The sequence below is a fragment of the Thalassobaculum sp. genome, from assembly GCF_040219215.1.
Lineage (GTDB): Bacteria > Pseudomonadota > Alphaproteobacteria > Thalassobaculales > Thalassobaculaceae > Thalassobaculum_A.
This window is the reverse complement of record NZ_JAVJSX010000011.1, coordinates 97808-116217: the sequence shown is the minus strand read 5'-3', so window position 1 is coordinate 116217 and position 18410 is coordinate 97808. Positions and strand designations below refer to the sequence as shown.

The 18410-nt window shown below is 67.5% G+C and carries 12 protein-coding genes; 1 reads left to right on the top strand and 11 read right to left on the bottom strand.

Annotated features, from left to right (window positions below; all coding sequences use genetic code 11):
• Nucleotides 1–13: 13 nt before the first annotated feature.
• Complete coding sequence (locus tag RIC54_RS10430; protein WP_350095893.1) at nt 14–1219, bottom strand: amidohydrolase family protein; 1206 nt, start codon at nt 1217–1219, stop codon at nt 14–16.
• A 300-nt stretch (nt 1220–1519) separates the two neighbouring features.
• On the opposite strand from RIC54_RS10430, the gene RIC54_RS10425 reads away from it, so the two are divergent.
• Nucleotides 1520–3001, top strand: coding sequence for a peptidoglycan-binding domain-containing protein (locus RIC54_RS10425; RefSeq protein WP_350095891.1), 1482 nt, complete (start codon nt 1520–1522; stop codon nt 2999–3001).
• A 47-nt stretch (nt 3002–3048) separates the two neighbouring features.
• Here RIC54_RS10425 and RIC54_RS10420 read toward each other — a convergent pair whose 3' ends face one another.
• The 10 genes from RIC54_RS10420 to RIC54_RS10375 form a co-directional block, all read right to left on the bottom strand.
• Nucleotides 3049–4356, bottom strand: coding sequence for an NAD(P)/FAD-dependent oxidoreductase (locus tag RIC54_RS10420; protein ID WP_350095889.1), 1308 nt, complete (start codon nt 4354–4356; stop codon nt 3049–3051).
• Between the two features lie 180 nt (nt 4357–4536).
• The gene (gene yghU, locus RIC54_RS10415; RefSeq protein ID WP_350095887.1) at nt 4537–5412 is read right to left on the bottom strand and encodes a glutathione-dependent disulfide-bond oxidoreductase; all 876 of its coding nucleotides are present in this window, start codon (nt 5410–5412) and stop codon (nt 4537–4539) included.
• Nucleotides 5413–5738: 326 nt separating this feature from the next.
• Entirely contained in the window at nt 5739–6788 is a 1050-nt protein-coding gene (locus RIC54_RS10410; protein ID WP_350095885.1) for a cyclase family protein, read from the bottom strand.
• A gap of 247 nt (nt 6789–7035) precedes the next feature.
• Nucleotides 7036–8541, bottom strand: coding sequence for a siroheme synthase CysG (gene cysG, locus RIC54_RS10405; RefSeq protein WP_350095883.1), 1506 nt, complete (start codon nt 8539–8541; stop codon nt 7036–7038).
• Entirely contained in the window at nt 8516–11230 is a 2715-nt protein-coding gene (locus RIC54_RS10400; protein WP_350095881.1) for a nitrate reductase, read from the bottom strand. The genes cysG and RIC54_RS10400 overlap by 26 nt, the downstream gene beginning before the upstream one ends.
• A gap of 10 nt (nt 11231–11240) precedes the next feature.
• Entirely contained in the window at nt 11241–11588 is a 348-nt protein-coding gene (nirD, locus tag RIC54_RS10395; protein WP_350095879.1) for a nitrite reductase small subunit NirD, read from the bottom strand.
• Nucleotides 11585–14032 (bottom strand): nitrite reductase large subunit NirB, encoded by a 2448-nt coding sequence (gene nirB, locus RIC54_RS10390; protein WP_350151002.1) that lies wholly within the window; start codon nt 14030–14032, stop codon nt 11585–11587. The genes nirD and nirB overlap by 4 nt, the downstream gene beginning before the upstream one ends.
• 14 nt (nt 14033–14046) lie before the next feature.
• Nucleotides 14047–15738, bottom strand: coding sequence for an ABC transporter ATP-binding protein (locus tag RIC54_RS10385; protein ID WP_350095875.1), 1692 nt, complete (start codon nt 15736–15738; stop codon nt 14047–14049).
• Between the two features lie 14 nt (nt 15739–15752).
• Nucleotides 15753–16844: an ABC transporter permease gene (locus RIC54_RS10380; RefSeq protein ID WP_350095873.1), complete on the bottom strand. Its 1092-nt coding sequence runs from the start codon at nt 16842–16844 to the stop codon at nt 15753–15755.
• Between the two features lie 49 nt (nt 16845–16893).
• Nucleotides 16894–18276, bottom strand: a complete 1383-nt coding sequence (locus tag RIC54_RS10375; protein WP_350095871.1) for a CmpA/NrtA family ABC transporter substrate-binding protein — start codon at nt 18274–18276, stop codon at nt 16894–16896.
• Between the last annotated feature and the right edge of the window lie 134 nt (nt 18277–18410).

The following is an 18410-nucleotide window of genomic DNA, read 5'->3' as shown; positions in this document are numbered from 1 at the left end:
TTGGTTCAGCCTATCAGGCGGCGGTCGGCAGAAGCGAGCGGCCGTCGCGCGCCACCACCTGTCCGCGTTTGAGCACCAGCCGGCGCACCGGGTGAAACGCCACGGCCTCGGCTGCGGTCTCGGCCTCGACCAGCACCAGATCGGCAGCCGAGCCGACGGTCAGTCCGTAGTCGGCGGCCCCCATGACCTGCGCCCCGCCGTAGGTCGCCATGCTCAGCGCCACCTCCAGGTCGGGATCGTGGCGGAAGCCGGAGCGGTAGGCCAACAGGAAGGCGCGCTCCAGCATGTCGCCGGTGTTCAGCGGCCCCCAGGTGTCGCGTACCCCGTCGGACCCGGACAGCAGCCGCACTCCACGGTCGTGCAGCAGCCGGATAGGCGGGAACGGGGTCGGTCCGGACGGCGCGTGGGTCATGATCGCGATATCCTGGTCCAGAAGGTCGGCGATCAGCCCGTCGAGCCGCGCTGGCTCGACCATGCCGAGGCAGAAGGCATGGCTGATCACCACCTTGCCCTTCAGTCCGAGCGCGCGGGTGCGCTCCACGATCATGTCGATGGTCACCGCGCCCAGATCGCCACGGTCATGCAAGTGAATATCGATACCGCAGCCGTGTCGGTCGGCGATTGCAAAGATGCCGTCGAGTTGGCCTTTGGGATCGCGGTCTACGCCAACCGGGTCGAGGCCGCCGACCACTTCGGCGCCCTCGCGCACCGCCTGCTCCAGCAGTTCCAAGGTGCCCGGCTTGATCATCACGCCGGTCTGCGGGAACGCCACGATCTCGACATCGATCCAGTCGCGGTGGCTGTCGCGCATTGCCTGGATACCGTGGAAGTGGGCGAGGCCGATGTCCGGCCCGATGTCGACATGCGTGCGCACGTGAGTGGTGCCGCGCGCCACCAGGTGCCTGAGCAGCCGGGCGCTCTGCACCTCGGCCGACAGTCCGAGCCCGCTCAGCACCCGACGCTCGTTGGTGATCTTGTCGATCAGGCTCGGTCCGGCCTGGTGCGGATGCCAGGGCGTGCCCCACAGGGTCTTGTCGATGTGGGCGTGGGCGTCGACCAGCCCGGGGATCATCAGGCAACCGGTGCCGTCGAACACCTCGGCGCCGTCGGCTGGGAGGCTCGGTCCTATTGCCGCAATGCGACTGCCTTGCACGGCGACGTCGCACGGCGCATCGCCCGCTCCCCAGACACGGGCATTAGTCAGCAACAAATCGGACATCGGACTCCCCGAGATGGACTTTGATCGGCGAACTGCGTGATGCACGTACCGAGGTGATCGGCATGCTCGATGGTCGAGAGTAAACGTTAGTTCAGTGGGGGCGATTGGGCCAACGCGATCGACAGTGCCCGATCGAAAGTGCCCGATCGAAAGTGCGCGGTCGCAGACGTGCGGCGTGCTCGTGATTCGGTCGTCGCCTCGCCGGTACTAGGCAACCGTGGCCGACCCTGGCGCGTTGTTGTCTCCAGGAGCGGGCGTCAGGCCGTCTGGGCTCATCACGCACGGACCGGGAGACGCATCATGAAACGGCTCATGCCACTGACACTTCTTGGATGCATCGGGGTCGCAACTCCAGGCAACGCGCTGGTCGTGCTGCCAGCGGTGCCGACGACCGTCATGGCGACGTCGGGGATCGTCACCGTAGCCTATGACGAGCGGGTGGAACGCGCGCAGGGCTGGCTGAACCGGCTCGGTTTCGATGCCGGCCCGGTCGACGGATACATGGGAAACCGAACCCGGTCGGCGATCAGCGCCTACCAGCGGTCCCGAGGGCAGGTTGTCACGGGCACGCCCGATCGCTCCACCATGCGCAGCCTGCGCGAAGAGTATCTGGCGGCGACCGGGTCGGAGCCTCGCGACAGAAGCTCGCAGACGGCGTCGGCCGAGACGAATACAGCGGTTGCGAACCAATCGTCGCTTCCAACCCCGGGAGCGACCCAACTGGTCGTGGATACCCAGGTCGAACTGCGGCGCCGCGGGTATGACGTGCCGGTGGTAAACGGGGTGATCGACAGCAAGACCCAGGAAGCGATCCGCACCTTCGAACGCGACCAGCGGCTGCTGGTCACTGGCCAGCCGTCCGTCCTCCTGCTCGAGCGGATCCGCTCGACCGATGCCACGCTGTCACGCCGCGAAATGATTCGCTCGATTCAGGCGACGCTGACCGAGCGCGGGTACCAGCCCGGACCGTCCGACGGTGTGATGGGCCAGGCCACAATCAATGCCATCCGGACCTATCAGACCGATGCCGGACTGCCGGTCGATGGTGTGGCCGACGCCGCCTTGCTGGCATCGTTCGACAAGCCGGAGCCGGTCGTGAGCGACGATCGGACCAAGCCGGCCCAGCCGAGTGGCGAGGTCATGTTGATGGACGATCGATTCGCCGACGGCGACTACACCCGAGAAGTGCGCTGGCAGGTTCTGCAAGGCAATTTCGCGGTACGCGACGGGGTGCTGAACAGTCAGGTCCTGACGGCCGAGAGCGCCCAGAAGACATCGCCGGAGGATGTCGTGCTCCGGGTCCTGAAAGGCGTGCTGGGCGAGGGTGTTGAAGCCCCTTCGCAGGCCCAGTCCTCAGCCGCGGTGATCACCACGGCCGTCGCGATGCCGAACGAGTTCCGGATCCGCGTACGCCTGTCGACCAAGGGTGAGACCGGTGCCCGGTTCGCCTTCGGCCCCTATGAGTCTGAGCCAAATACTGGCTATGAACTGGTGCTGGATGACTTTCCGCGGGCGGTGCCGAGCATTCTGGCCATGCGGCAGGGATCCGAGATCCGTGTCGTTCGCCGAGGGACGGTCGGTACCGATTTCGCGGACGGCCGGATGCACGAAATCGACTGGGTTCGTGATGCGAGCGGTAGCATGACGGTGTCGGTCGACGGGAAGGTCGTGCTCCAGACCCAGGACTACGGCTTTTCGCAGCCGTTCGATGGTTTGGTGATGGTCAATGCCCACGGGTCGTGGTCGGTCGATCAGGTCCGGGTCGACGCGCCGGTTCACTGAACTGGTGCAGCGGTGGCGGAGGGTCGGGTCCGCTTCGTCGAGCGCGCTCAGACCTCGGCCGCCGTCACGATGCCGCCGGGTTCCTTGAAGCGGGAGTACCGCAGGGCCGACAGGTCGACGAGGGTCGTCTCGCCCCGCACCATCTGGGCCATGGCGTAGCCGAGGCCCGGGCCGATCCCGAAGCCGTGGCCTGACAGGCCGGTGGCCAGGAACAGTCCGGGCACGGCATCAATCGGCCCGAGCGCCGGGACTTCGTCGGGAGTGACATCGATCATGCCGGCCCAGCTTTCCGCCGGTGCGGTGTCGGCGAGCATCGGATACAGCTTCCGCGCGGTGCGCATGACATCGTCGAGGAGGGCGCCGTCGGGAGCCGGGTCGAGTACCCGCACCGCCTCGAACGGGCTCATCTGGTCCTCGCGCCACCGACGCTGACCCCACGCGTCAAAGAACGGTCGCCCGAAGCGGATTTTCATGATCCGCCACTGCGCGCGCAGGGTCGGCGCGAACGCCCAGAAATGCGTGAAGGCGGCCGGGATGAGGTCGAATTGCGCCGCTCCGCTGCGGGCGACCGTGTATCCGCCGTCCTGACGCGGCCGGATCGAGGCGCCGACCCCGCCGAACGTGCTCTCCGACAGCCTGGGTGCCGGCGTGGTGCGCTGCACCGAGGACCTGACCGCCAGTTGCGGCAGGCCGAGGCCGATATTCTCCAGGAACGGCCGCGACCATACGCCGCCCGCCAGCACGACGGACCGGCAGGCGATCCGGCCGTGCTCGGTGACGACGCCCGACACCCTGCCGGCCTGCCGGTCGATGGTGCGGACCGCGGTGTCGGTCAGAACCGTCGCGCCAAGGCGCTCGGCGGCGCGGGCGATCGCCGGTACGGCCTTCGACGGCTCGGCACGGGCGTCGCTGGCAGTGTGCAGGGCGCCCAGGAAACGCCGGTCGGTGCGGCCGAGCATGGCGTCGGCCTCCGCCGGGCTCAGCATGCGGCTGTCGAGTTGAAAGGACCCGACACTCTCCAGCCAGGCCTCGTGCCGCCGCAGATCCTTCTCGGTTTCGGCAAGATAGGTGACGCCGCCGACCTTGAAGCCGATATCCTCGTCCAACTCCGGCACCAGGGCGTGCCAACAGCGCAGGCTCTCGATCATCAGCGGCAGTTCCCGCGGGTCGCGGCCTTGCTGGCGGATCCAGCCCCAGTTGCGCGACGACTGCTCGCCGGCAATACGGCCCTTCTCGCACAGAGCCACCGTCACCCCGGCACGGGCGAGGTAGTACGCCGTGCAGACTCCGGCGATGCCGCCGCCGATCACCACGACGTCGACGGAAGCGGGGACGGATCGGCTCAACATGGTCATCGGTGCAAGGTCCGTGGAGGTTGCCGGGTAGGGCGGTCGACCGCGCAAGCTACCCAGCGATCCGGGCTTCGGCTATGGCTGTGTACGACTGCCGCCACGTCAAGCATGCAGGGGCACCCGAGCCGGATGCCGGCAGACTGGCGGCGGGCAGCCGATGCCGGCCTCCCGCCGCCCCGGCCTCTAGCCGGCCAGCTTGTCCTGGGTCTTGGTGTCGAAGTCGCTCGCGTCGTGGCGTTCGTGAAGCTGCTCCTCCAACTCTCCGGTCCGCCGGTTGACGATGCGCCCGCGTTTGACGGGATCGCGTGTCGCAATCTGCTTCTGCCAGCGGACGACGTTGGTGTAGGTGTGCGCTTCCAGGAACGTGGCTGAATCGTTGTAGATCGCACCGGGCAGCGTGAGATTGCCGTACCAGGGCCAGATCGCCATGTCGGCGATCGAGTATTCCTCGCCCGCCATGTACTCGTTGTCCGCCAGATGCCGGTCCAGAACGTCCAGCTGGCGCTTCACCTCCATGGCGAAACGGTCGATGGCGTATTCGATCTTGAACGGTGCGTAGGCATAGAAATGGCCGAATCCGCCGCCGAGATAAGGCGCACTGCCCATCTGCCAGAACAGCCAGTTCAGGGCTTCGGTCCGCTTGGCCGGATCCTTGGGCAGGAAGGCGCCGAACTTCTCGGCGAGATAGAGCAGGATGGCGCCGGACTCGAACACCCTGGTCGGCTTCGGTGTGCTGTGGTCCATCAGTGCCGGGATCTTGGAATTCGGGTTGACCCCGACGAAGCCGCTGCCGAACTGATCCCCGTCCCCGATCTTGATCAGCCAGGCATCATATTCCGCCCCACTGTGCCCGGCGGCGAGCAGTTCTTCGAGCATGATCGTGACCTTGACTCCATTCGGCGTCGCCAGGGAATAGAGCTGCAGGGGGTGCTTGCCGACCGGCAGTTCTTTGTCGTGCGTCGGCCCGGCGATCGGACGGTTGATGTTGGCGAACCGTCCGCCGTTCTCCTTGTTCCACTTCCAGACGCTCGGCGGCGTGTAGTCGGATGCGTTGCTCATGTAATCGTTTCCGTTCCTGATAGTGCATGATCGCAAGAGGAGCCTGGGGGCCCGGTTGCGGATGGTCCGACGCGATAGATGGGACGCAGGTTGCCACGCAAACACCCGCTGGAACCAGAATGCAGCAATTCGCCCGGGACGATGATACGGATCTTGGTATCCGGCCTGCGAATGGGTGGACGTCAGGCGCGGACGCCACCGGCGCCGGTTCACCTCACCAGGCCGAGGGCCGCTCAGGGACCGATCGGCACTGCAACGCCTAACGACAGTTCGGGAGCCGCGGTCGCGCCGGCTCCCGAACCTCGTGGCTTATCGATTGGCGCGCCTCAGTAGAGGGCGACGGGATTTCCGGGCGAACCGGTCGCACCCTTCATCTTCAGCGGCGACCAGACGAACAGGAACTCGTAGGCCTTGTCGGCGACCAACTGGGTCAGGTCCATGTTCTCCAGATTCCAGATGCCGCGCCGGGTCTGCATCTGCAGGTGGCATTCGAACGGCTTGTCGGCGTTCTCGCCCGGAACCGCCTCGACCGCCCAGGTATCCGCGCCGGTCAGTATGATCTTGCGCTCGGCAAGGTACTCGCACGCCGAGATCCCGAAGCCCGGCTCGCCGGCGTTGAAACTGGCAACCCGCTTGGACTTCTCGGCGGCGTCAAACTTGTCCCAGTCCTTGGGGTGCCAGATATTGCCGTGCCCGGTATGAAGGAACACGCAGTCGCCTTCACCGATCGGTGCAATTCCCTGGTTCTTCACCATCGCCTCCACATCGGCGTCGGTGATGATCCCTGGATCGCCCTTGCCGGCCGGGATCGGCAACTGACCGCCGCGCAGCGCGACCGCATCCAGCAGCACGCCGCGGCAGACATAGCCCTTCTCGGCGACGTGCTCCACACCCAGCGGTCCCATGCCGTAGGCGTCGGCACCGCTCTGGTTCAGAATGCGGCCGTTGTAGAAGAACATGCCTTCGGACGTGATCGTTCCGATGTGGCCGGGACCGTCGAACTGGGTCCCGATCTGCCCGATCTCGGTTGCCAGATACTCATCGTTGTAGACCAACTGGTGATCGCCGAACGGTCCGCCGGTCGGAAGGCCGGGGATGGTCATCCGCCAGCCGCGGGACCCGAAGGCCGGAGCGTCGCCGGCATAGACTTTTCCAAGGGTTGCAGTCTTGCCTTGTTTGACCAGGCCGACGGCCTTCAAGACCATTTCAGGGGTTGTTCGATTGACCGCGCCCGCCTTGTCGTCCGGGCCCCAAGGACCGGGCGCCCATTTCTCTTTCAACGGATCGTCATTCACGCCCGTCGCACCAACCGGTGCCGACAGCAACAGAGCAGCCGCAACAGCCGTAGCCACACCAATAAACTTGCTTGATCGCATCTCTACCTCCCGTTTCTGATTGATTGAGCGTGGAGTGCTTCGATCGACAGCAAATGCTAGCAACACCCTATGGCCGGAGTCACCCTTTACGCGACTGGGGGTAACCGGGTGTCGGCGGATACGGTCATGCCAAGGGCTGTCCGGCAGCCAGACTCGACGTGATATTTGAACTTCCCTTGGCAGGCGGAAGGTACTGTCGTTCCGGGGTGGGTAGCCCGCCGGAAGCGGACATCGCGGACCCTGAAGTTCAGAGAGCCATCCGGTCCGCCAACTGACCGGCGCGCGTCGTCCCGGTCGAGCGTCCAGGCATGGGCAACTGGCTTGGGCAGGTGCTGATAGACCGGCCGGCATCGTCCCAGACCTTGCCGACACCGATCAGGACCGGCTGTTCCGGGTCGAGGGTGGAGACGCCATCCGGCAGACACCCGACCGTCCCGATCCATCGGCGCTCATCCGGCCGGGAAACCGAGCCCACGACCACTGCCGGGGTGCCGGCTGGCATGCCGGCGTCCAGCAGTTTGTCGCGGATCGCGCCTGCGGTCTGCCCGCCCATGTAGAACACTGTGGTGGTCGCCGGTTCGGCGATCCGGTCCCAGTCGAGGTCGTCGGGCAGCCCGCCCTGACTGGAATGGCCGGTGACGAACCGCACGGCCCTGGCGGAGTCGCGGTGGGTCAGCGAGACGCCGAGCGATGCGGCCATGGCGCTGGCCGCGGTGATGCCGGGAATGACGGTTGCCGGGATGCCGGCGGAGGCAAGCTGCGCCAGCTCCTCGCCGGCCCGGCCGAACACCATCGGGTCGCCGGCCTTCAGGCGAACCACATGCTTGCCCTGGCGAGCCAGCTTGACCATCAGGTCGTTGATCTCCTCCTGACGGCAGGACTGGCGTCCGCCGCGCTTGCCGACCAGCATACGCCGCGCCTCGCGGCGGGCCAGTTCCAGTACCTCGTCGGACACCAGCGCGTCGAACAGGATGACGTCGGCCGACTGCAACGCGCGCACCGCGTTCAGGGTCAGCAGGCCGGAATCACCCGGCCCGGCCCCGACCAGGGTGACCCGTCCGCCGCGGGGGGCACCGTGGGCCAGCAGGGCGTCGAAGCGCTCCTCGTCCTGGTCGGTTGGGGCGGGCCCGAAGGCACGCTCGGCCAGGGCCTCCCAAAACGCCCGGCGCGCCGGGCCGGCCGGGAGACGGACCTGGACCCGGTCGCGCAACCGGGCGGCCAGCGCCGCCCAGTCGGAGAGGGCTGGAGGCAGAAGAGTCTCGATCCGCCGCCGGATCGCCTGGGCCAGGATTGGCGCCGCACCGCTGGTGGCGATGCCGACCACCACGGGGGAGCGATTGACGATCGAGCCGAACTGCACGGTGCCGAAGGCCGGACGGTCGATGACGTTGCAGGGCACGCCGACGGCGCGGGCGGCGTCGGAGAAGGATTGGGCCGAGGTTTCGTCAGCGGCGTCGGCAATCGCGATGGCCATGCCGTTCAGGTCGGCCGGTGTCCAGGCACGGGGCCGGTGGACCAGCCGGCCCGAGGCGGCGCCGTCGGCCAGCAGGATGGCTAGTTCCGGACCGGGATCGGGTGCGGTGACCAGCACGGTCGCACCGGCGGCGGCGAGCAACTCCGCCTTCCAAGCGGCAGCGGCGGAGTTGCCGGCGACCAGCACCGGCTTGCCGTTGAGGTCAACGAACAGCGGCAGCAGAGCGAGGCGCCCGAGCCGCGCGCTGCAGGCGTCAGCTGGCTTTCTCGATCCGCGCATGGTCGATGATCCTCTGGATCTCGGAGCGGCAGGAGCCGCAGTTGGTGCCGGCGGTGGTGGCGGCGCCGACCGCGGTGACCGACGCACAGCCCTGGCCGATGACCGACTCGGTGATCCGATTGACGCCGATCTCGAAGCACGAGCACACGATAGCGCCTGGATCCGGCCGGCCGCCGCCGGCCCGGCCGGCCAGGATGGCGTAGCGTAGCCTCGGTTCGGCGAGGTCCAGACCCAGGCTTTCCGCCGCCCACTGCCTCGAAACGGCCACCGGTTCGCGTGCCGCGAACAGGGCGCCCAGCATCCGCTCGCCGCGGAACGCCGCGAACCGATGGATGCCCGCCTGGGCGTCGCGGTAGGAAAGCACTTCGATGGTCGGGTCGCCTTCCGCCACGCCGATCAGGGTCCGTGCCCACGCTGCCCAGTTCGACACCGGTGCGTGGTCGGCGATCTCCAGTTTCCAGCCGGTCTTGGCCCGGGCCAGCGCCCAGTACGAGGCGTCGACCGCCTTCGGCCTGTCTGCCAGCACCGCGAATCCGTACCAGGCAGCGGCGTAGGGATCGACCCGCACCCGCGCCGACTTCGATGCCGGCTGTCCGGATACCGGATCGATGGCGCCGGGGACCAGCGTGTCGACCCGGGCGGCGGCGGCGAACCGATCGGTCCAGTGCATCGGCACGAACACCGAGCCGGGCTGTTGCCGGTCGGTCACCAGCGCGCGCACCAGGATCGACCGGTGGTCGCTCGCAATCCGCACCAGGCCGGCGTCGCTGACGCCGAGGCGACGGGCATCGGCCGGATTGATCTCGGCGAACGGTTCCGCCAGATGTGCCGACAGGCGGGGCGACAGGCCGGTGCGGGTCAGGGTGTGCCAGTGGTCGCGGATCCGTCCGGTGTTCAGGACGAACATGCCGTCGGCGACCGGCTGCCGGATCGGAGCGGCGACGGCAATGAAGCGGGCGCGGCCGGAGGGGGTGTAGAACCGGCCGTCGGCGAAGAACCGGCGATCAGTTGGTTCCCCTTGGGCGGCATCACGCACCGGCCACTGGATCGGGGCGAGGGTGTCGTAGTCGGCGTCGGACAGGCCGGCGAGACCGCCGATGTCGAAGTCGCGGGCGCCGTCGTTGCCGAGCGCCGACAGGGCGGCGTGCTCGCGGAAGATCTCGGCGGCGTTGCGGTAAGTGAAGGCGTCGCCGAAGCCCATCCGGCGTGCGACCTCGCACAACGCCCACCAGTCCGGCCGGGTCTCACCCGGCGCCGCTCGGAACGCCCGCTGGCGCGAGATCCGGCGCTCGGAATTGGTGACGGTGCCGTCCTTCTCGCCCCAGGCGGTGGCCGGCAGCAGCACGTCGGCAAGACGGGTGGTGTCGGTATCGGCGACCACGTCGGACACCACCACGAACGGGCAGGCCTTCAGCGCGGCGGCGACCTGGTCGGCGTCCGGCAGACTGTCGACCGGGTTGGTGCACAGGATCCAGATTGCCTTGACCCGGCCGTCGGCGACCGCCTGGAACAGCTCGACCGCCTTCAGCCCGCCGGCCGTGGCCATCCGCGGGGCGTTCCAGAATCGCTGGACCCGCTCGCGGTCCGCTTCGCTCTCGATGTCCATGTGGCCGGCAAGTTGGTTGGCGAGCCCGCCGACCTCGCGCCCGCCCATGGCGTTCGGCTGCCCGGTGACCGAGAACGGCCCCATGCCCGGCCTGCCGATCCGGCCGGTCGCCAAGTGGCAGTTCAGGATGGCGTTGACCTTGTCGGTGCCGCCGGCCGACTGGTTCACGCCCTGGCTGAACACGGTAACAACCCGCGGGGTGTTCCGGAACATGCCGTAGAACGCCGCGACCTGCGCCGGGTCGAGGCCGGTGGCGTCGGCGATGGCACCTGGATCGAGCGCTCGGGCGGCGGCCAGCGCCGCGTCGAAATTCTCGGTGCGGGCTTCGACGAACGCCCGGTCGATGGCGTCGGTGTCGGCCAGATGGGCGAGCAGGCCGTTGAACAGCGCGGTATCGCCGTCCGCCTGGATCGCCAGGTGCAGGTCGGCAGCGTCGGCAGTGGCGGTGCGCCGGGGGTCGATCACCACCAGCCGCATCTCCGGACGGGCCGCCCGGGCTGACGCCAGACGCTGGAACAGCACCGGATGGCACCAGGCAAGGTTGGAGCCGACCAGCACCACCAGATCGGCCTGCTCCAGATCGGTGTAGCAGCCGGGAACGGTGTCGCTGCCGAAGGCGCGGCGGTGGCCGGCAACGGTCGACGCCATGCACAGCCGCGAATTGGTGTCGATGTTGGCCGAGCCGATGAACCCCTTCATCAGCTTGTTGGCAACATAGTAGTCCTCGGTCAGAAACTGGCCGGAGACGTAGAACGCCACGGAATCCGGTCCGTGCTCGGCGATGGTCCGGGCAAACCGGCCGGCCACCAAGTCGAGGGCGGTGTCCCAGTCGGCGGCGCGTCCGCCGATCCAGGGCCGCAGCAGCCGGCCGTCGAGGTCCAGCGTCTCTGCCAGGGCGGCTCCCTTGGAACAGAGGCGCCCGAAGTTCGACGGATGGTCCGCGTCTCCGGCGATGACGACCGACCCGGAGGCATCGGTCGTTGCCGTCACGCCGCACCCGACGCCGCAATACGGGCAGGTGGTGCGTACCCGGCACTCGCTCTTGTTTGGACCATCCGTCCCGGTGTCGGCGTTCCTCCCCACCCGGGCCTCCCTACGCGGCCTGTTCGGCGGCAACCGCCAGGCCGAGCAGCACGCGATCCTCCTCAGTCCGGACCGGGCGGGTCCGGGCGCAGCCTTCGTCGGCGCCCTGGGCGGCGCCGGTCTGCAAGTCGATCACCCAGTTGTGCAGGGGACAGGTCACGGCCGATCCGTGGACGATGCCCTGGCTGAGCGGGCCGCCCTTGTGCGGGCAGCGGTCATCGATCGCGAACACCATGTCGTCATGAGTCCGGAACACTGCGATTGGTCCGTTCGGGGTGACGATCTGCCGGGCACCGCGGCGCGGGATGTCGGCAATGGACCCCACGTCGACCCAGCGGAGCTGCAGTGGTGCTGTCATTCGGCGGCCTCCTGAAAGCTGATGGCTGCGATCGGTGCGAATTCGTGAGCGTCCTTGCCGGCCACCCGTTCCGCCCAGGGGTCGGACTGGGCGAAGCGCTGGGAATGGAGGAAGCGTTCGTGCAGGGCGTGCCGGCGCTGCGCATCGCCGACGATCTGCTGGCGCACGGTGTCGAGCCCGACCCGGTCGGCCCATTTGTAGACACGTTCCAGGTAGCGGCCCTGCTCGCGGTACAGCTGGATCAGGGCCATGCAGTACTCGATCGCCTCGTCCTCGGTAGCGACCGTGCACAGCACCTCGGTGCCCTTGACGTGCATCCCGGCGGCCCCGGCGAAATGCAGCTCGTAGCCTGAGTCGACGCACACCACGCCGAAGTCCTTGCAGGTCGCCTCGGCGCAGTTCCTGGGGCAGCCGGACACCGCCATCTTGACCTTGTGCGGGGTCCACGACCCCCACATCAGCTTCTCCAGCTTCACGCCGAGGCCGGTGGAGTCCTGGGTCCCGAACCGGCACCAGTCGGTGCCGACACAGGTCTTCACGGTGCGCAGGCCCTTGGCGTAGGCGTGACCGGACACCAGCCCTGCGGCGTTGAGGTCCGCCCAGACCGGCACCAGGTCTTCCTTCTTCACGCCCAGCAGGTCGATGCGCTGGCCGCCGGTCACCTTGACGGTCGGGATCGCGAACTTGTTAGCGACGTCGGCGATGGCGCGCAGCTCCTGGGGCGTGGTCACCCCGCCCCACATGCGGGGCACGACCGAATACGTGCCGTCGCGCTGGATGTTGGCGTGGACCCGCTCGTTGATGAAGCGCGACTGGCTGTCGTCCTCGTACTCGCCAGGCCAGGTGGCGATCAGGTAATAGTTCAGCGCCGGCCGGCACTTCGCGCAGCCGCACGAGGTCTTCCATTCCAGCTCCTGCATGAGCTGGGGGATCGACTTCAGCGCCTTGGCGACGATCAGCCGCCGCACATCGTCGTGACCGAGGTCGGTGCATCCGCACATTGGCTGGACGGCGTTCGGGTTGTAGGTGTCGCCCAGCGTCAACGTCAGCAACTTTTCGACCAGCCCGGTGCAGGAGCCGCAGGACGACGACGCCTTGGTGTGCGCCCGGACGCCGTCGAGCGAGCTCAGGCCCTTGGCGGTGATGGTGCCGACGATCTTGGATTTGCATACGCCGTTGCAGCCGCAGATCTCTGCGTCATCCGACAAGGCTGCAACGGCCGCCGTAGGGTCCAGGGGGGCGCCCCCGGCATAGCCCTGACCGAAGATCAGGGTGTCGCGCATCTCGGAGATGTCGGTGGCGTCCTTGAGAAGCTGGAAGAACCACGAGCCGTCGCCGGTGTCGCCGTACAGCACCACCCCGATGATCCGGTCGTTCTTCAGGACCAGCCGCTTGTAGACCCCGCGGGCGGCGTCGCGCAGCACGATTTCCTGGCGGTCCTTGGCGTCGGCGAAATCGCCGGCGGAGAACAGGTCGAAACCGGTGACCTTCAGCTTGGTCGAGGTCACCGAGCCGCGGTACTCGGCGTCGCCGCCGAGCAGATTTCGGCCGATGGTGCGGGCCATCTCGTAAAGCGGTGCCACCAGGCCGTAGCACACCCCGCGATGCTCGACGCACTCGCCGACCGCCAGCACGTCCGGATCGGAGGTGCGCATGGCGTCGTCGACCAGGATGCCGCGGTTGGTCTCGATGCCGGCGGTCTTGGCGAGGTCGATGCTGGGCCGGATGCCGACCGCCATCACCACGATGTCGGCCGGGATCTCGGTGCCGTCGTCCAGGCGCACCCCGGTCACCCGGTCCTCGCCGGTGATGGCGTGGGTGTTGGCGCGGGTGACGACCTGGATGCCGCGGGCCTCAATGGCGTTCTGCAGCAGGTAGCCGGCCGCCGGGTCGAGTTGGCGCTCCATCAGGGTCGGCATCAAGTGCAGGACGGTGACGGTCATGCCCTGGCGTTGCAGTCCGGCCGCCGCCTCCAGGCCAAGCAGCCCGCCGCCGATCACCACCGCCCGGTTGCCGGTCTTTGCCGCCGCCAGCATGGCCTCGACGTCGTCCAGATCGCGGTAGGTCAGCACGCCTGGCAGGGTGTGGCCCGGGATCGGGATGACGATCGGACCCGAGCCAGTGGCCAGCAGGAGCGTGTCGTACTCGGCGGTGGTGCCGTCGTCGGCGACCACGCGCTTGGCCTTGCGGTCGATGTGCACGACCTTGCGGCCCTTGTGCAGGGTGACGCCATGCTCGCGATACCAGGCATCGTCGTGGATGACGATGTCCTCGTAGGTCTTCTCGCCGGACAGCACCGGCGACAGCATGATCCGGTCGTAGTTGACCCGCGGTTCGGCGTTGAAGATCGTCACATCGACGTCCGACCCGCCGGCCTCGAACAGCGTTTCCAGCACTCGGCCGGGCGCCATACCGTTCCCGACGACGACAAGTCTTCTGGTCATTTCAGCCTCCGGGATCAGGCGGCTTGCGCCGGCTTGGGCTTGGCTCCGCCTTCGTACTCCTCGAGGAAATCGAGAAGTTCCTGGCGGTAGCGGTAGTAGTCGGGGTGATCGAGCAGGGCGCGCCGGGTGCGGGGCCGCGGCAGGTCGACCGGCATGACGTGGCCGATCCGGGCATTCGGCCCGTTGGTCATCATCACCACCTTGTCGGCCAGCAGGATGGCCTCGTCGACATCGTGCGTGACGCAGATCGCGGTGACCTGGGTGCGCTTCCAGACGTCCATCAGGACTTCCTGGAGTTCCCAGCGGGTCAGGCTGTCGAGCATGCCGAACGGCTCGTCCAGCAGCAGAAGCTTGGGCGACAGGGCGAAGGCGCGGGCGATGCCGACCCGCTGCTTCATACCGTTCGACAGGTCGCTTGCCCGCCGGTCCATGGCGTCGGCCAATCCGACCCGGGCCAGGTAGTAGGAAACGATGTCCCGGCGTTCGGCGGCGCTGGCGTGTGGGAACACCCGGTCAACGCCCAGGGCGACGTTCTCGCGCGCGGTCAGCCACGGCATCAGCGACGGCGCCTGGAACACGACGGCCCGGTCCGGTCCGGCCGACGCGACTTCCTTGCCGTCCAGCACGATGACGCCGGTCGATACTTCGGTCAGCCCGGCGATCATCGACAGCACGATCGACTTGCCGCAACCGGAATGGCCAATCAGCGAGATGAACTCGCCCTTCTCTATCTTCAGGTCGAAGCCGTCGACCACGGTAAGCGGTCCTTTCGGCGTCGGAAACACCTTGCGCACGGCCGAGAACTCGACATAGCCCTTGGTGATGCCGGAGCGAGCGGCATCGCGGTAGGCGGCCGGCAGCTTTGGGTCGGGGCGTTGGGTGATCGGGGTGACGTCGGGCAGGGCCAGCGTGCCGTCATCCTCGCCGCTGCGCTCGATGCCGAGGTCCAGCAGGTACTGGGTAATCCGGGCCCGCAGACGCTTGAAGGCGGGACTGGAGTTCATCGCCGAGCGGTCCCGCGGACGCGGCATCTCGACCTTGAAGGCCGGGCCGAGGGTGGCGTTCGGGCCGGGAGTCAATGGGATGATCCGGTCGGCGAGCAGGATCGCCTCGTCGACGTCGTTGGTGATCAGGATCACCGTCTTCCTGTCCTGCTCCCAGATCTGCTCGATCTCGTCCTGCAGCTTGGCCCGGGTCAGCGCGTCGAGTGCCGACAGCGGCTCGTCCAGCAACAGGATCTGCGGGTTCATGGCGAGCGCGCGGGCGACCGCGACGCGCTGGCGCATGCCGCCCGACAGTTCCGACGGACGGCGGTCGGCGGCGTGACCGAGCCCGACCATGGCAATGTACTTGTCGGTGCGGGCCAGACGTTCCTTGCGGCTTTCCTTGGCGAATACCGTGTCGACTGCCAGCGCCACGTTGCCGCGCACCGTCAGCCACGGCATCAGCGAATAGGACTGGAACACCAGGCCGCGATCCGGGCCGGGTCCGTCGATGGGTTTGCCGTTCAGCAGCGCTTCGCCGGAGTCGGCGGCGATCAGGCCGGCGATGATCGACATCAACGTGGTCTTGCCGGAGCCGGAGAACCCCACGATGGCGACGAATTCGCCGGTTTCCACCGACAGGTCGATATCCTTCAGGACCTCGGTGCGCGCAGCGCCGTCACCGTAGGACTTGGACACCTTGCGCAGTTCCAGGATCGCCATGCTCCGGCCCTCGCTCAGCGGTTGGTCGAGAAGGTGAAGGCGGCCTGCAGCGCGTACATGACACGATCCAGCACAAAGCCGATCAGGCCGATGGTCAGCACCGCGACGATGATCCGGGCCAGCGACGAGGACGAGCCGTTCTGGAACTCGTCCCAGACGAACTTTCCGAGACCGGGGTTCTGCGCCAGCATCTCGGCGGCGATCAGCACCATCCAGCCCACGCCCAGCGACAGCCGCAGGCCGGTGAAGATCAGCGGCATCGCCGATGGCAGCACCAGCTTGGTGACGGTCTTCCAGGTCGGCAGCTTCAGCACCCGTCCGACATTGACCAGGTCCCTGTCGATCGACGCCACCCCGTGGGCGGTGTTGATCAGGGTCGGCCACAGCGAGCACAGGGTGACGGTGATCGCCGAGATCACCAGCGACTTGGGGAACAGATCGGAGGAGTCCACGTACAGCGCGGAGACCACCATGGTGACGATCGGCAACCAGGCCAGCGGCGACACCGGCTTGAAAATCTGGATCAGCGGGTTGAGGGCGCCGCTGACGGTGCGCGACAGGCCCGAGGCGATTCCGATCGGTACCGCCACGATCGTCGCCACCGCGAAGCCGAGGGCGACGGTCTTCAGGCTGGTGAGGATCTGGTCGAGATAGGTCGGCTTGCCGGTGTAGCCGCGAAACTTCACCTGGTCGGCCTTGCCGTCGGCGACCAGCTTGGCGTTCCGGACATCCTGGCGTTCCATGAACGCCGCTTCCTTGGCGCGCTCGCGGCGGTGGTCCTGCCACAGCGACTCGGCCTGCTCCCATACTGCCGCCGGGCCGGGAATGGCGCCGAGCGATGTCTCGACCGTCGGCGCCAGGGCGGCCCAGGCCGCGACGAACGCGGCGATGCCGATCAGCGGGATGATCAGTTGCTGCCACAACTCGCGCATCTGGTGGCGGGGGCTGTCGCCGGCGGCGATCCGCAGAAGCGGTACCAGCCAGCCGAGGCCGAGGACCCGAAGGTAGGCGGCCACCTGGGTGATCCGCATCAGCCACCGTTCCCGGCGTGCCCTGCCTTCCTGGGCCCGGTCGTCGATGGCGGCAAAGTCGGTGGTGGTGGTCATGCCTCGGTCCTCGGCGTGATCGTCGGTATCGGGTGGGTGCGGCTGCCGATCAGCCGCCGACGACGCTGCCGCCGTCCACGACCTGCTGGTTCTTCAGGCCGATCGGAAAGCGCTGCAGGTAGTCGTTGGGCGCGCGGCCGTCGAAGGTGATGCCGTCGATGAATTCACTCTGCGGCGCGCGGTACCCGTCGGTGGTCCAGGGGAAGTCGGCTTTGTCGACTTTGCCTTCGTCGACCAGCAGCTTGGCGGCCTGCAGGTAGAGGTCCGGCCGGTAGACCTTGCGGGCGACCGCGTCGTACCAGGCGTCATCCTTGGTCTCGGGGATCTGCCCCCAGCGGCGCATCTGGGTCAGGTACCAGATCGCGTCGGAGTAGTAGGGATAGGTCGCGAAGTAGCGGTAGAACACGTTGAAGTCGGGGATCGGCCGCTTGTCGCCCTTCTCGTACTCGAAGGTGCCGGTCATCGAGTTGGCAATGACCTCGGCGTCGGCGCCGACGTATTCGGAGCGCGCCAGGATCTTGACGGCTTCGGCGCGGTTGGCGTTGTCGTTCTCGTCCAGCCACTGGGCGGCCCGGATCAGCGCCTTGGTCAGTGCCAGCGTGGTGTTCGGGTACTGCTCGGCGAAGGTGTTGGTGATCCCGAACACCTTCTCGGGGTTGTTCTTCCAGATCTCGTAGTCGGTGATCACCGGGACGCCGATGCCCTTGAACACCGCCTGCTGGTTCCACGGCTCGCCGACGCAGTAGCCATGAATGGTGCCGGCCTCCAGGGTCGACGGCATCTGCGGCGGCGGCGTTACGCTCAACAGCGCATCGGCCTTGATCTGCCCGGAGATGTCGGTGGTCGAATAGAAGCCGGGGTGGATGCCTCCGGCCGCCAGCCAGTAGCGCAGCTCGTAATTGTGGGTCGAGACCGGGAACACCATGCCCATCTTGAAGGGCTTGCCCTCGGACTTGAACTTGTCGACGACCTTTTTCAGCGCGTCGGCCTTGATGGGGTGCTGGATCTTGCCGTCGGCGCCGACCGGCAGATGCGGCTTCATCAGCTCCCACACCTCGTTCGACACGGTGATGCCGTTGCCGTTCAGGTCCATCGAGAACGGCGTGATGATGTGCGCCTCGGTGCCGAAGCCGATGGTGGCGGCCAGCGGCTGGCCGGCCAGCATATGGGCGCCGTCCAGCTCGCCGGTGATCACCCGGTCCAGCAGGACCTTCCAGTTGGCCTGCGGCTCCAGGGTAACGAACAGGCCCTCGTCCTCGAAGTAGCCCTTCTCGTAGGCGATCGCCAACGGGGCCATGTCGGTCAGCTTGATGAAGCCGAACTTCAGCTCGTCCTTCTCAAGTTTCAGGGGCGCGGCGGCTGACGGAGCGGCGGCGAATGCCGCCATGCCGAGGGCCGTGATCGCGCCGGTCAGAAGGGTCTTGATCCGCATTGTCGCCTCGCCATCGTCGCACCCGCCGTCCAGCGCCGGGGCCTGCTGGGGTCGCGCCGATCGCCTTGGCGATCGGGCAAACAAAAAGCCGCTGATCGGACGCTCCGCGTGAAACGCGGAGAACCAGATCGAGC